Raw genomic sequence first — 14,715 nt, 5'->3', positions numbered from 1 at the left:
AACACCCGCAGCATTATAATTTAAAGTTATCGGTAAAGACAGATGCCCGGATTGCAGGGTATACAGCGGAATCGAAGCATTGACCATCCCGGTGTATTCATTAATCGGGATATCCCCGAATTTGGTTAAGGCAAAGGCGTCCACCGAAGGTTTGGTAACCTCGGGTACGACCATTGCAGTAGGGCTTGGTGGAGGTGTTTCCTGAGCCATAGTTGTCCCATAAAGCCCTAAAAGCAGTAAGGTGAGTAGTATTTTTTTCATGTGATTTCTTATTTAGGTTGGATACCCTTAATGACTTTTACCGAGTTGTGTTGTACGTTGGTACGAATTTCCACGATATAGATACCTTCCGGGTACGGACTTAAGTCTACCGGTACGGTGCGACTGTCGATCGAAAACTGTTGCAGTTGTCGGCCGGAAAGGTCAAATACGGAGGCCGTTCCCGTTTGGAAATCGTAACCCACAATGATGTTCGTGAATTGTTGTGCCGGGTTCGGAAGGGCTTCAATGGCCGGTTTGTCCAGTTCTTTTTTATAACGGTCTTTGAGTTTTACCACCCAAAAATCGCTACCACCATTGCCGCCGTTTTTATCACGCGAGGGTTTTCCTTTGGAGGTTCCTGCCAGTAAATAACCGCCATCGCGGGTTTCAATCAAGCGGCCTAAGATGTCTTCACCATCACTTCCTACGGTTTTACTCCATACTTCTTCGCCTTTATCGTTGATTTTTACCGCAATATAGTCGTTGATGTCTTTTTTATCTTTTTTGCCTTCGCCGACTTCCGTATGGGCATACCCACCAATCAAAAAGGTATGATCGTCATTCTCAATAATCGAAGTTAACAGGTCGGTTTTACCATAATTATAAGTTTCCTGCCAGATGGTTTGCCCGTCGGTGTCCAAACGTACTACCCAGAAGTCAGTTCCTTTACCATTGGCCTTACTTTTATCGTTCGACGGGTTGGAGTTGGAACTTCCGCCCAATAAATAGCCACCGGTTTTACATTGGATCAGTGCCGTCAGGTTATCATCACCATCACCACCTATGGTACGTTGCCATTCGATTGCTCCCTGTTTGTCGGTTTTAAGGATCCAGTAATCACCCGCACCGATGTTATCATTAAGCTTGTTACCTGAAGCGGGTGAATTGGAATACCCCCCAATGATATAGCCGCCATCCGAGGTTTGCTCTACCGTTTTAAGTTGATCCAGGTGTTTTCCGCCGTAGGTTTTTTGCCATTCGATCGTACCTTCAGCACTCAATTTGACTACCCAGTAATCCAGATTGCCAAAGTTCGCTTCCGTTTTGTCTCCGGTTTTTCCCGATGCGGACGAACCGCCTACAATATAACCGCCATCTTTGGTACGACGGATACAAGCCAGTTGCTCCTGACCATTACCGCCAATGGTACGTTGCCATTGTTCGGCTCCTTTGGCGTCGAGTTTTACAATCCAGAAATCGTCATGCCCTTTGGAGTCGTCTTTTTTTCCGGCACTTTTCGGGGAATCCGATACTCCGGCCAGAATAAAACCGCCGTCGGTTGTGAGTTGTACACTTTGTAGAAAATCCATACCGGAGCCGCCATAGCTTTTTTGCCATTCGGCCGATCCGTGTTCATCCATCTTCCAAAGCCAGTAATCGAAATTACCGCTTGAAACCATTTCTTTGTTTCCGTTTTTCTCGGATAAGGAACTGCCTGCCAGTAAAAACCCATAGTCGGGTGTAGGCAGAGCATCTGCTAAAAATTCAGCATGTTTTCCGCCATAGGATTTTTCCCATTGTATATCTTGGGAAAATCCTAAAAAGGGGCATGCCAATAGCAGGGACAGGCTATAAAACCTGAACATAAATGAGTAAGACATGATAAATGCTTTTTGAGAGTTTATGAACTCCAAACATATACCAAACGCCTCATACAAAGCAAATATTGACTAAAAAAAGGGTGTTTTTCCCCTTTTTGAAAAGCATTTTTTATGTATAAATCACACACTTTATCATTTTGATTAAGGGTTAATACGGACAATGTGTAAGGCATTTTAAAACCTGTAAGAAAAAAAATTAGTCACAGTTTACCACAAAATCGCTGCGAAAGAAGCTAAACCTCCTACTCTACTTCGTCAATGCGAAAAAGGACAAAAAGGAAAGTAAAATTAGCGTGTGTCGGGAAAGCGGTCGCATAATGGGATTGCGCACAATCCCACCCCACAAGGGGGACTTATAGCCCGCCATTCCCGAACCCACACGCTGGAGGAAAGACTTTCTTTTTTTCCGTTTTTTCTTTTGAGAAGCAGCTTTCGAGCAGGCGGTTGAAAAAAAAGAAAAGCAACAATTAAACAAGTATTAACCTAATTCTTTTTATCATGGCACACAACCTAAATTACAACAGAGAAACTGGACTTTATTCTTTTTTCAGTGTACAACAAAAAGCATGGCACGGACTGGGACAGATCGTAAGCGAGTATCCGACAAGTAGCGAGGCAATCCGCTTTGCCGGGCTTGATTATGAAGTGGCAAAACTACCTAACACGCATATTCTACCTAGTGGAATACACATCCAATCTGATAGTAGCTTCTATACGTACAGAACCGATAACGAGCAGGTTTTGGGGAGTAGTGTAGGTAAAGACTATACCGTAGTACAGAACCTTGAAGCCTTTGAGTTTTTCGATGCTATCGTAGGTGGAGAAAGCGGGATCATGTACGAAACCGCAGGAGCATTGGGCAATGGAGAACGGATATTCATTACCGCAAAACTACCTGATTACATCCGGGTTGGAAATGGGGATGATGTTACCGAAAAGTACATATTCTTGACCACCAGCCATGACGGTAGCGGAAGTATAACCGCAGCTTTTACTCCCATCCGCATAGTTTGTATGAATACCTTAAACGCGGCTATGCGTAATATGACTAACGTTGTCCGTATTAAGCACACTTCAGGCGCAAAACAACGTTTAGAAAATGCGCACAAGGTAATGGGGATGGCAAACCTAATGAGTGTCCAATTGGAAGATATTTTCAACAACTGGACTAAGGTAAAAATTACCGACCACGAGGTTAAAAAACTCATTCAGTTAGCACTTTGCCCAAACAAGGAAAGCCTTGAACTATTGAAAAAGGGAGCCGAAGATGAACTTTCAACGCTGTTTAAAAATACCGTTGAAGATGCCTTTTCCTATGCTATGCTAAGTGACACCCAACGGATGGGAACAACAAAAGGGACTTTGTTCGGGGCTTATAATGCCGTAACAGGATACTATCAGAATGTTCGCAAGTACAAAAACAGCGAAGCTAAACTGGATAGTATCATCATGGGCGGTACAGCTCAGCAGAAATCACAAAAGGCATTTGATCTATGTACCGCATTTGCCTCTAATGGCGCTGAAATCCTAAACCTTAACTAATCTAAAACAGGCTACCATCATTAATGGTGGTAGCCTAAACTAAAACTTAAAATTAACGATCATGGAAAATTTACAGCATAAAAATTTGACTAGGGATATTCTTGATTTGAAGAACCTAAATCAGTATAACCAAAACTATGTTTTATACTATGGTGGTCCGGTAAATGATGAGTTAATAGAAATAGATTTTCTATTGTTAGAAAGCTATACCATCGCCTATCAAAACACATACAATATTGAAAAGCCTATCGTTGGCGATTGCCTGCTCTTACCCGATGGTCAATATGTGTATTTCTGTCATATACACGAAAAATATGCCCAAACCTGTGGGGGAGGTTCTTTTCATCTGTGCTCAAGTGGTTTTATCTCATATTCGGGGGGACTTGATAGCGGTATTCAAATTAGCGACATCGAACTGACCCAAGAAAAACACGTATTGCCTATATGGTTCAATCATCGTGGTTATCTGTGCGCGGGTTGTGGCGTAAATGCCCGTATAGAATGCCGTGTCTGGAAAACAAAAAGCGGAGCTGATACCTCAGGTATTCCGCAGATTGAACGGTTTAGAAAACAGAAACTGAAAGAAAAAAGCGAAACCATTACCAAAATTGATGGCAATGGCAGGGAATACCAAGAGCACCTGCCAGAGATAGTTATCAAAAAAATGGGGTTATCCGAAGAACTGTTAAACAAAATCGCAGAAACAACCGGATTGCTATTTGAAGATAGCCATTTTTTTGTGCCTGTATTTTGGAGCCAACCAATGAAGTTGGAACAGATCGAGAAACTCAAAAAATTCGATCAGCTTAAAATGACAGAATCGCGTTCCTTCAGTACAAGCGAACAGATACTGGTATTTAGCCGACCTGACAATCAATAATTCTAACCAAAATCAGTGGTAGCCGTCACTAACGGCGGCTGCCTTTTAACAACCTAAAGAAAGACAAAATGAAAACTTTAATCCACATGAACAATGTTGAGAAAGGTAAGCTGTTAGCCGACCTTTTTCCTAACGAGCTATTGGGTGTTATAAACTACATACGAAGCACTTACGAAAACCTGAAAGAGAATGAAGAAGAAATACGGGAAAATTGGGAAACCAATTTAATTACAGTTGACCTCTGGTTTACATTAGCCGACGACGTCAATAGTGCCGTAAAAACTAATGGTAAGAAACTATTAAAAAGCCGCTGCTTTTCTGATCAATTGTTCGATGGCTACTGCGCCATTTTCACGATTGACTGTATAGCCAAATACGCTGAAAAAGAACGTAAGAATAGTAGCTTTTACCATTTGGTTAATGCCTTGTTCAATCTTGACATTTAATAGATCCGCCATGAAAACAAAAGGAATAAACGAACTAAGAGAGCAGCTAATTGGCTTTGAAAACGATGTTGCAGAAGCAATAGCAGCCGAACTAAAACGATTGGGGCGAATTGTAACAGCCGAAGAATTTACATTTAACCCGTTTCGCGAGGATATACAACCCTACATTGATGCAATTAGGCTAGACAATGAGAAAATCATAGTCGATACTTCTTTTGCCGATACGACAACAAAATACTTCTGCGACCTGATGTCAGATAATGAAATCGATCATTGGGGTATGATTGCTCTATTAGGATTATTACGACAAAAAGAGAAATAATTAAACAATTTAAAATTATTAGAAACTTAAATTGTTAAACCGAAAGCTAAGGCAATCAGGGTAAGCCCCCCTGTTGCCTTAGCTTCTTTTCTTTTAAAAGAAAAGAAGCAAAAGAAACGCCTTTTTAAGGTTTGCGTAAAACAAAGAGGACATAAGCACGATCTCATTTACTCTGTAGATTTCTATAAATATATTTTTATCAAAATGACAAAATTTTAACTTTTTTCTTGTTTTTAATTTAATACCTCTATATTTAGGTAACGTTTTACATTAACCTATCCTAATGAATGCTCTAACCACAAAATCTTTCTATTCTATTTTGATTAAGCCAGTACTGGCTTTTAAGGAAATTTTTTCTTTTCAGGGAAAAAAAAGCATTAATTCACTAATCCTGATTGGTTGCATCTGGCAAGCAATATCAGTCACGCTATCCTATGGCAGAGATACTACCGTATGGTCATCCCTGATAGCACAGATTTTTCTTTCAGTTACTATTGGCTGGCTTTTCTTTTATCTGTTTGCTCAGATCATTTATAAATCGCTTAATTTCTTCGGTGGAAAAGGAACTTATGAGGACACCAAAATAATAAGCGCTTGGGCGTTCGCTCCTGGAATTTTTAGTATCGCTTTGTACATCACATTAATTGTCTTTGCCGGAAGCGATTTTATAAATGGAGGAACCGCAAAAAACATTTTTACCTATATCAACATAGCACTGGGGATATGGTCGTTTTATATCCTGGTGAATGGTGCCGTTTTTACCCACAAACTCTCCATTGCCAAATCCATCGCTGGTATTATTCTTCCTTTTTTTATTTTCTATTTAGTATTGTTCTCACTTACATTCTTCATCTAAACTAACTAAATCTTTAATATGAAAATTAACACTTTTAGCAGACTGCTAGTCTTAGCAGCACTGGTGGGGTGCCTTTTATCCTGTACGAAGGAAAAAGTAAGCACAGAACCCATTCAACGACCATCCTTAAAAACCTTTACTTCCGTCACTAATGTAAGTAATCTGGAAGCCCGAAAGGTGGCTTATTCAAGTTTAAACGGAAACGAAAGGTTCCAGTTCTGGCAGGGAAGATTTGAAGTTGCCATTTCCAGTGGGGAATACAATGAAATCCAGATCAGCAAGATAAGGGAGCTTGCGAATGCCCTCTCCCCGGAGTACTTTACAAATTCAGATAAAAAGGAAATATTTAAGGCCGTTCAACTTCCCAAATGGATTGAATCGTGCAAAAATATCTTGTCGGATTACCAAATTTTTGATTTGATCTTTAGCATTAAATATGAAGCTTCAAGCTTGCTGGTAATGAAGGCAAATCAAACCGCTTCCGGAACTACCAATCAGGTTAATCTTGTTGCCCCCGGCGACGGGGGAGGAAATTGCACTTGCGCTTTGGGCTCAAGCTATACCTGTCCTTATTATTCTTCGATACCTCCTTTTATCAGCTACCATCCATGTAGCAAGGCATCATCAGTTGCTTGCTCCGAATCAGTTCGCGGATGTGGCGCATTGTTAGATGACGCCTGCGATGGCAATGTTTGTCCTATGTATAACTCTTAAACCAAGAACTATGAAAAAGTATGTTTATTACCTTACCATTGCAGTACTCTCATTATTATTTTCTGCTTGTCAGAAAAATGACCAGATCAGTACTACCGATACATTAGCAAATGGTAAACAATTGTTGAGCAGATTGACTGCGATACAAGATATTCAGAATACCCGCTTAGCCTATTCAACTTTAACGGCGCAGGAAAGACACGATGTTTGGATTGCCCGCTTTGATGAGAAAATAAAATCCGGCGAATGGTCGTCTCAGCAAATTGAGAAAATCAAAGAGTTTGCAGATCATTTAGCACTAAATGTATTTGTTAAAGGCGATAAACGAGAAATATTTTTCACCTCATTTTTCCCTACATGGATGAAATCGGCCAGTAAGGTTTTTAATGATGTAGAAATTTACAATCTTGTTTTTGCACTTAAAGATATTCAACCAACAAATACCACTTCCAATGGTCAGGAAACAAACTTAGTCGCACCAGGTGATGGAGGCGGAGGTTCTTGCTTTTGCGCACTACATTCCGGATTTACCTGTCCGCATTGGAGTCTGTCGCCATATCCTAATTTAAGTTGGGGCACGTGCCTGAAAAGTGGTGCTTGTACTCAACCTGCGGGAAATGGTTGCGGAGCTTTGCTTGATCAGGAATGCGATGGTAACTCATGCCCAGAGGATAGGGCGTAAATCTCTTCAAATCTAATTAAACTGAACATGAAACAACTTTCAACATTATTCTTATTCATCTTTATTTTATCCGCCTGCAATAGCGAAATCAAAAAAAATAGCACGGCATCAAATGACAGTACTACAAAAGTTCAGATTGCAGAAGCAAGTTTTTCCTTTGGAACTTTAAAACAGACGGACTCCGTTGTTCATGTTTTTAAACTAAAAAATGTTGGTGCTATTCCCCTACTTATCAAATCTGCCAAAGCTTCATGTGGATGTACTGTACCGGAATATTCACAAAAACCAATCCCTCCAAATGAAACAGCCTCAATAACTGTAAAATTTAAACCCACAGAGGCTATTGAGGGTATTGTTAATAAATCGATAGTTATACAGGCAAATACTGATTCTACTTTTCATGTCCTCTACGTAAAGGGACTGGTAACGAAATAAATCGAGATAGGCTCCCTTCGTTGGAGCCTATCTTTTTTAAAAACCACGTATAAACCCTTACTTATTTATTCTCAGCATCATCTACTTTCGTTAGCTATTTCAAAAGTAGTTTAACAAAATTATATTTGTTTTTGTAAAGCAAACCCTTGTTTTTTTTACAATACTTGTCGTTACCTTAGTGCAGAATATCGAAAATACATTTATTAATCTACTTGAACGTCATAAGGGCATTGTTTATCGAATAGCACATATATATGCTTTTACACAAGAAGATAAGCGAGATTTACAACAAGAGATCATCTTCCAGTTATGGAAATCCTTTCCTTCTTTTCGGGGCGAAAGCCAATTTTCTACTTGGATGTACCGTGTTGCGGTTAACACCGCCATTACACATGTAAAACATGAAAAAAGAAGAATAAAACCTCACTTCTCCGATAATTTTCCTGATATTAAGTATAATGAATACGATCCAACGCCAGATATACAAATGAAAGCTTTTTATTGGGCGGTTCAATATTTAAAACCAGTTGAGAAGGCAATTATCTTTTTATTCTTAGAAAATATACCCCATAAAGAAATCGCTGAAAATTTAGGAATTACCGAAGTTAACGCACGCGTAAAGCTTACTAGAATCAAAGAAAAAATCCAGTCAATTTTAAAAGATAATAATTATGAATTTTGATAAAATAAAAGATAACTGGAAACAGGATACTAGCAAGGAAATTGCAATTCCTAAAAAAATGGAGAAGCTAAAATCTTCCCATCGTTTCACTAAACTTCAAAGGAATATGAAGATTGAGTTTTACGCACAACTTCTAGCTATCTTTTTTCTGGCCTTTGTTCCTCAATTATACCAATTTGACCACCGGTTATATTTTTTATACTACATATCATACTCAACATTAGTTATAATATCAGCATATTATCTTTATAACTTCTATCTTTTTTACCGACAATTCCAACAATTTACTGACACTGCCAGAAACACGTTAAACCAGCTATATACTATACTTCGACTTAATATGGAGCGCTACAAAGCTTTTGCTTTTCTCCTGATCCCACATATTATAAGCTGTGTCCTTTTCTTTGCATACAATAAGCTTTTATCCAAAAATCAGGCTATCGATTCTCTAACAGAAAAACAGGTGGTGGCTTTGGCTATAGTTACACTTACATTAGTAATCATATATATAATCGCAATATTATTGTGGGTGGATAAATACTATGGAAGATACGCACGGGAAATAAAATCGATACTCCAGGAAATGGACGATGATAACAGCTAAATGTTCTTTAAATCAAAAACACATCTCAAAGTATAGAACAGGTTTTTGGACACATATTTTAACCTTCTATAATCTTGCTTAACAGCTTTAAAAACCGCATTAAAAGTTCCAACGAACTCCCTTCCCCATTACAGCAAATCACGCAAAAGTAGAATTTCTCTAAAAATATTTAGGCAGATTGCTGAACACTCTTGACAATAGGAAAATGCTATAAAGGATGGATTCAGAAAAAATGCTATGTTTTACTATATCATACTTAATTCTGAAGCGGTTTCTAATTATTCTGTTTGTAGAAAATGATGTGAGAGATTTTGATTAGAGATTTTGTAAGAAATTCTCATTACACTTAGCTGGATAGTTTACCTATTACTTTATGAACATTATCAAGCCTTATCAGTTTATAGTTAGAGGTTTCTAAATCTTCTATTAGAATATCTAAATCGATTTTTTCATCTCGCTCATTATGTAGAGGCTTATCAATGGAAGTGAAAATTATTGTTTGTTTTTCTTTAATCTCTGAGGAAGTTTTAAACAACGCTTTTAAACTACTAAGGTTTGTTCTATGTTGTCCGGGCTCATCAAACATAATTACTCCGGGATGATTGATGCCATTATTTAGCAAACTTAAGGTATAAGCCCATATATTTCTAACGAAGTCAGATGCGGAAGAATTAATTCTTATAGATTGTGGCAAAAAAATGCCATCTTTTCTGTTTATATAAACTGGTAAATATTTAAAAGGATCTTTTCTATTAATACATATCTGGTACTTTTCATTACTGTCATATCCAAAATCAAAAAGATAATTTTTATACGTAGTTTCGAAGGCTACTAGTTTTGCTTCATCTTCTTTTTCAGATTCACCTAAATTTCCAATTTGCACATTGTTATTATGATATTTATTTGCCAATACCTCCAATTCTTGCTTTACCTCTAAAACCGACTCATTTAGTAGTCGCAAACTTTCTATCTCTCTTTCAAGTTGAAGTTTTTTCACGACTTCAGATTCAGAAAAAGCCCTGTCATCTGCGATTAAATCTTTGGAAATAGATTTGATCAAAATTTCTTTTTGGCGCAATGAATTTTTAAAATATAGTAGAAGAGCTTCTTTTTCGTTAATAGTTTCGTTTAAACTACCGATAGATGATTCGATTATTTTCTTTTGACTTCTTAAGAAATTAGTGTTTTCTTCTAATGTTAATTGAGGTATTCTTATGTTTTTTGTAGAGATGAGGTTTATCGTTACCTGTTGCGAACAAGTTGGACATTGATTTGCTCCATTCTCATTAATAATGTTTTCGCTAAAAACTTTCTGAAGGTTAATATGATCTTTAATTTCAGATTCTACAACCATTATTTGGCTATTTAAGCTAGAAAATTGTTGCTTTTCTATTCTTAATTTGTTCTCAAATCTTTCAATATAATCTTTGAGTTTAAAATATTCTTCTTTCTGTTTGTTAAATTCTAAAATAGCTTGCTCTCTGTTTTCCTTTATTGTTGATATTGGCCTGTTCTCTAAATCCTTTACAGTTTCTAATTTTTGATTTAAGAACTGACTGAAATTGATTTTCTCGTCCTCTGAAGTAGAAAATTGAATATTAATTTTATCAATTTCAGCTTTATCTGTAGTAAGTTCTTCTGGAACATTAATAATTGTAGAATTTGTCTGTTTTTCTAAATAAGAAAAGGATTTTATTTTTCTTTTCCAATCTTCGGTAATTATGTTCTTCTCTTTATTAAGTACATCTTTCTTTGTAGATAGGACAATTTCATTTAGCCCTAAAATAAACTCAATTACTTTTTCCTTTGCTTTTGTAATTCCAAAAAAAGGCATTGTCGCGAAAAAATCAGACCAACCTTTCGTCTGTTCTACAAATAATGCTGAGAAGACTGTTTGTAAATAAAGTGGGCTATAGTTATCACTTCGAGAATTATTGCTTACCTGTGGTAATTGAATATTAATAAATTGACTTAACCAATTGTAAAAACCATTAGAATCTTCATTATTACCTCTAGAATTCACAAAAAATACCGCCTTATTAATAGTATTATTTATATCATTAATCTTTTCGAACGATGAATAATGGATAATGATATTAGATGTTTTTATATCTTCCGTACTTGTTCTAATATGCCTCTCTAAACAAACTATCTCTTTATTTTCATTTTCAATTTCTAGGATTATTTTAGATGAGATCACCTTATAAGTAATCCCTTCGCCATCCTCATTTATTTTGATTGTAAATTCTTCTTTAAGAGCTTTGTCTAATGCTTTTTCATTATGAGCCCCCAACAATTCCTCCATTCCTAATGCATAATAGATACAAGTATTTATAGTAGTTTTCCCTCTTGAATTCGGTCCGGCAATTATATTTAAACCTTGATCAAATAAAATATCAAAACCATACAGATCAGTTATATTTTCACTTTTGTCTGTAAGAATTTCAGCTCTTAATTTATTTATCTTAAACATACGAGTTATATTAATTTCCAGTTTTTATTTGCATTACTCAACCTGTTTTTCGGTATTATACCCAGTGCTTTTATTTTCTCTATTTCTTCTTGAAAAAGTTTGAATTGGTTAATTGCATTAATTATTTCAGTTCCTTTTTCTGTTATTTTAATTTCTAGGGTTTGAGTCACAATTATCTTTTCTATATACTCATTTATAAACCCCAAAGCTAAAACTTCGTCAATCCCATGTTCGAAAGTCCAGGGAACTAAAGTATTTCTTTTTTGATTTGACAAATCCAAAAGTACTTGATAATTAACCTCATTACGCAGGCTCCAAAAGACAACGTGAATAAGCTCCAAACTAGCTTTTTTAGCGTAGCCACAATGTTTAATAATAGCTAATAGTAATACAATTTTGTAATAACCATTATATCGAATAGATACCGATGTTGGCTTCTGGTCTAATTGTATACTAATCATTTTTAACAAAATTTAAAGTGCATATACCTAACCATTCTATAATCTGATATTCAGATAAATCTAACTTTGTAAAGTTTGGAAGAACTTCGAATTGAGTTTTTAATTGATTTTGAAGATCCATTTTTAAATTTATTGCTTCATTACTCTCCGTTACATTTCTGGAGTAATCATCTTCCACTTGGTCAACAAATCTCTTTACAATGTTTTTGAAATTTGAGTAAAGTATCGGATAATCATTTTCAATGGTTCGAATATTATCCTTCATTGCTAAGAATTTTCTTATTTGTTTAGCAGTCACAGAATTAGCTTTAGATACATCTGAATATAATACATTATTTTTACGATAGAGCTTTTGAAAAAAATCACTATTCTCTTTTTTAAAAGCTTCTATCTCTCTATCAGTCCGTTCTCTTTCCAGATTTTCGTTCCATTTTTTCAGACTTTCAAAATCGGATAAGTCCACATATTCAGAAATGTACTTTTCAATATGTTTTATCGAACAGCAATCAATATCATCATTCCAAGCTTTATCAGTAATAACCGAATTGAGTATTCCAATAAGAAATGGTGAATTGTGTCTATAAATAAAAACTCCACTACCAGATAATCCTTTAGCTAAATAATTTCCGTCCTCTCCACCTTGATCGAAAGTTTCTCCTGCCAAAGTGATTTTAAAACGTCCAATATCTTCACTTACAGACAAAATTTTTCCCGTGAAAGGTCGATATTGGTTAACACTAACTCCTTGATATCCGCAAAATTTCACTTCGTTTTCTGATAAGACGCCTCGTCCTAATTTATATTGATAAAGTAATCTTTCTTCATTATCAAAATCGATTTCTATAAGTGCAAAATCATGTTCGATATTAAATTCTTTAATTTCGATACTTGTTATCACTCTAAAATCTGATGTGTAATCATGTTGTTTTTCAATAACAATATCACTTATGTTAGGTAAAGTTTTTCCTAAGCAATGTGCTGCCGTCAAAACATAGAATGATTCTTTTCCAGGCAATAAAACTCCACTACCTGTATTTCCATTGCTTTTAATTCGAACGCAATATTTTTCTGCTAGATTATATGTCATTTTTCTAAAACCAATTTCTATTTATGGCATTCCAATTTCCTTCGTTAAAATCCATATCATATATAAAATCGCCAATTCGTTCTTTTAATTCTTCGATTTTGTAATTGAAATAAATATTTAAGTCTTCATCGTTCCTTTGAGAGTTAAAAATTATACGTGCAATAGTTTCCCTTGAAGGAAACTTATGATCAGCTGTCCCTCCGTTTGTTGATATTATAAAATTATTACACTTAATCAAGCCAAGCAGTTCTTGAGAAGTATTGTTTAAGCTTCCATGATGTGAAATTTTAACATAATCAACTTCCAACGGCTTAGTTTCACTAAAGCAATTTAATCTTAAACTCTCTGTTATAACTTCCGGTCTTGCATCAGCTAATAATAGAATAGAAATATCTAGGCATTTTAAAATAAAAGCGATGGAAGATGAATTAAAGATGTCGCTATTGATACTTTTATCCGGTGAGAATGATATTTTACTTAAATCTACTAATGAAGTAGAATACTCCTCTTTTTGAGAGGATATTTTTACATTATCATTATCTGTTTTTGGAAAATTAGACAATTTCCATTGTCTGTATAATTCATCTTTAATTTGTGGTGTTGGTGATAATATGACTAACTCAACTCCCTGCCTTAAAATAGATTCGTCTTTTGTACTTATTTCAAGAAGCTTTACATCCGGTTTTTTTAAGAGAATTAAGTCTTTTAGGGTATCTCCTTGTCTTGTACTTATTAACTCATCGCTATTAATTTCTACAATTTCAGGATGATTCATCCAAATTTCATTAACTATAATATTATCAATAAGACTACTTTTAAATAAACTAATTAAGCCTGCTATATGATCTGAATCAATGTGAGTTAGTATAAGTAAATTAATATGATTAATATCTTTCAACTCAGCTTTAAGACTATATTTAAAAGTTTGGGCAGTACCCCCATCGATAAGAATAATAAACTCTTCATTATTACTATCAAATGTTTTAATGAGGAGACAATCTCCGTGAAATGCTGGTAATATGCCAAATTCCGTACTATTTCTCTTCATTCAGTTAATGGAGCTTATTTAGTTGTAAATACAAAACAGCTAATATAACATATTTCAAAATTTTAACTGATATTCAGCACCAAATAATTCATCTAATCACTAAATTTTCAATACTCTTCGTTTTCAGAAACAACTTGATCTCAAAAGCCCCAAGGGGTGGGTTAAGGACAACAAACTAATGGAGTTACTATCCTTCTTGCTACAGAAGATTTAGATACATAATGGAAATCTCAAAGGTTAAAAAACGTGACTTCATCAAGAAAATTAATCTCTTGATGTTTTAAAATAGGTAAGCATTTTTAACAATTGGGTAACCGAAAATGGGGAAAATGGGTAACCTTGCATAAAAAAAATACTACAGAAAGTCAAACAAATCCTTTACACTTTAACAGTTAGACCTATATTTAATTTAACGTAAAAAGCGATATCCATTAGAATTCTCAAATTTGGCTACCCATTTTTATATCTTTAAAATAATATTTACCTTTACCTAAAGAAAGAAGTTCATTAAAATAGCACTAAATAGTTCAAAAAAAATGGTTACCAATTCGGTTACCCATTTTTACAACACTAGGAAAAACGTGCTTTTTGACAGTATAAAGTGACCCCAGCCGGGTCACG

Annotated in this window: 15 protein-coding genes; 10 read left to right on the top strand and 5 right to left on the bottom strand. The window is 35.5% G+C overall.

Annotated elements, in window-relative coordinates:
• Positions 1-269 precede the first annotated feature (269 nt).
• Entirely contained in the window at positions 270-1,862 is a 1,593-nt protein-coding gene (locus ACLHG9_RS06805; protein WP_410220744.1) for a T9SS type A sorting domain-containing protein, read from the bottom strand.
• Between the two features lie 498 nt (positions 1,863-2,360).
• Between ACLHG9_RS06805 and ACLHG9_RS06800 the strand changes: the two genes are divergently transcribed.
• The 10 genes from ACLHG9_RS06800 (at position 2,361) to ACLHG9_RS06755 (ending at position 9,025) form a co-directional block, all read left to right on the top strand.
• Positions 2,361-3,404 carry a DUF932 domain-containing protein gene (locus ACLHG9_RS06800; RefSeq protein WP_410220743.1) on the top strand — a complete coding sequence of 348 codons (1,044 nt, stop codon included), beginning with the start codon at positions 2,361-2,363 and terminating at the stop codon, positions 3,402-3,404.
• 61 nt (positions 3,405-3,465) lie between these two features.
• Entirely contained in the window at positions 3,466-4,284 is an 819-nt protein-coding gene (locus ACLHG9_RS06795) for a hypothetical protein (protein WP_410220742.1), read from the top strand.
• Positions 4,285-4,352: 68 nt separating this feature from the next.
• Complete coding sequence (locus ACLHG9_RS06790; RefSeq protein ID WP_410220741.1) at positions 4,353-4,730, top strand: hypothetical protein; 378 nt, start codon at positions 4,353-4,355, stop codon at positions 4,728-4,730.
• A gap of 10 nt (positions 4,731-4,740) precedes the next feature.
• Complete coding sequence (locus tag ACLHG9_RS06785) at positions 4,741-5,052, top strand: hypothetical protein (RefSeq protein ID WP_410220740.1); 312 nt, start codon at positions 4,741-4,743, stop codon at positions 5,050-5,052.
• 283 nt (positions 5,053-5,335) lie between these two features.
• On the top strand, positions 5,336-5,908 hold the full coding sequence (locus ACLHG9_RS06780) for a YIP1 family protein (RefSeq protein WP_410220739.1): 573 nt from the start codon (positions 5,336-5,338) through the stop codon (positions 5,906-5,908).
• 63 nt (positions 5,909-5,971) lie between these two features.
• Positions 5,972-6,622, top strand: coding sequence for a bacteriocin fulvocin C-related protein (locus ACLHG9_RS06775; protein ID WP_410220738.1), 651 nt, complete (start codon positions 5,972-5,974; stop codon positions 6,620-6,622).
• Positions 6,623-6,632: 10 nt separating this feature from the next.
• Positions 6,633-7,304: a bacteriocin fulvocin C-related protein gene (locus ACLHG9_RS06770; protein ID WP_410220737.1), complete on the top strand. Its 672-nt coding sequence runs from the start codon at positions 6,633-6,635 to the stop codon at positions 7,302-7,304.
• Between the two features lie 27 nt (positions 7,305-7,331).
• Positions 7,332-7,739 carry a DUF1573 domain-containing protein gene (locus ACLHG9_RS06765; protein ID WP_410220736.1) on the top strand — a complete coding sequence of 136 codons (408 nt, stop codon included), beginning with the start codon at positions 7,332-7,334 and terminating at the stop codon, positions 7,737-7,739.
• A 178-nt stretch (positions 7,740-7,917) separates the two neighbouring features.
• Positions 7,918-8,421, top strand: a complete 504-nt coding sequence (locus ACLHG9_RS06760) for an RNA polymerase sigma factor (protein ID WP_410220735.1) — start codon at positions 7,918-7,920, stop codon at positions 8,419-8,421.
• A 340-nt stretch (positions 8,422-8,761) separates the two neighbouring features.
• On the top strand, positions 8,762-9,025 hold the full coding sequence (locus tag ACLHG9_RS06755) for a hypothetical protein (protein WP_410220734.1): 264 nt from the start codon (positions 8,762-8,764) through the stop codon (positions 9,023-9,025).
• Between the two features lie 346 nt (positions 9,026-9,371).
• Here the strand turns inward: ACLHG9_RS06755 and ACLHG9_RS06750 are convergent, their stop codons facing one another.
• From ACLHG9_RS06750 to ACLHG9_RS06735, 4 genes are read right to left on the bottom strand one after another with little or no spacing between them, the layout of a single operon-like run.
• Positions 9,372-11,498 (bottom strand): AAA family ATPase, encoded by a 2,127-nt coding sequence (locus tag ACLHG9_RS06750; protein ID WP_410220733.1) that lies wholly within the window; start codon positions 11,496-11,498, stop codon positions 9,372-9,374.
• 5 nt (positions 11,499-11,503) lie between these two features.
• On the bottom strand, positions 11,504-11,959 hold the full coding sequence (locus ACLHG9_RS06745) for a hypothetical protein (RefSeq protein WP_410220732.1): 456 nt from the start codon (positions 11,957-11,959) through the stop codon (positions 11,504-11,506).
• Complete coding sequence (locus tag ACLHG9_RS06740) at positions 11,952-13,046, bottom strand: hypothetical protein (RefSeq protein WP_410220731.1); 1,095 nt, start codon at positions 13,044-13,046, stop codon at positions 11,952-11,954. The genes ACLHG9_RS06745 and ACLHG9_RS06740 overlap by 8 nt, the downstream gene beginning before the upstream one ends.
• A 4-nt stretch (positions 13,047-13,050) precedes the next feature.
• Positions 13,051-14,094 (bottom strand): ComEC/Rec2 family competence protein, encoded by a 1,044-nt coding sequence (locus tag ACLHG9_RS06735; protein ID WP_410220730.1) that lies wholly within the window; start codon positions 14,092-14,094, stop codon positions 13,051-13,053.
• Between the last annotated feature and the right edge of the window lie 621 nt (positions 14,095-14,715).

The organism is Pedobacter sp., from assembly GCF_046462515.1.
GTDB lineage: Bacteria > Bacteroidota > Bacteroidia > Sphingobacteriales > Sphingobacteriaceae > Pedobacter.
The sequence above is the reverse complement of the archived record's forward strand: the minus strand, read 5'-3'. Positions and strand labels throughout refer to the sequence as shown.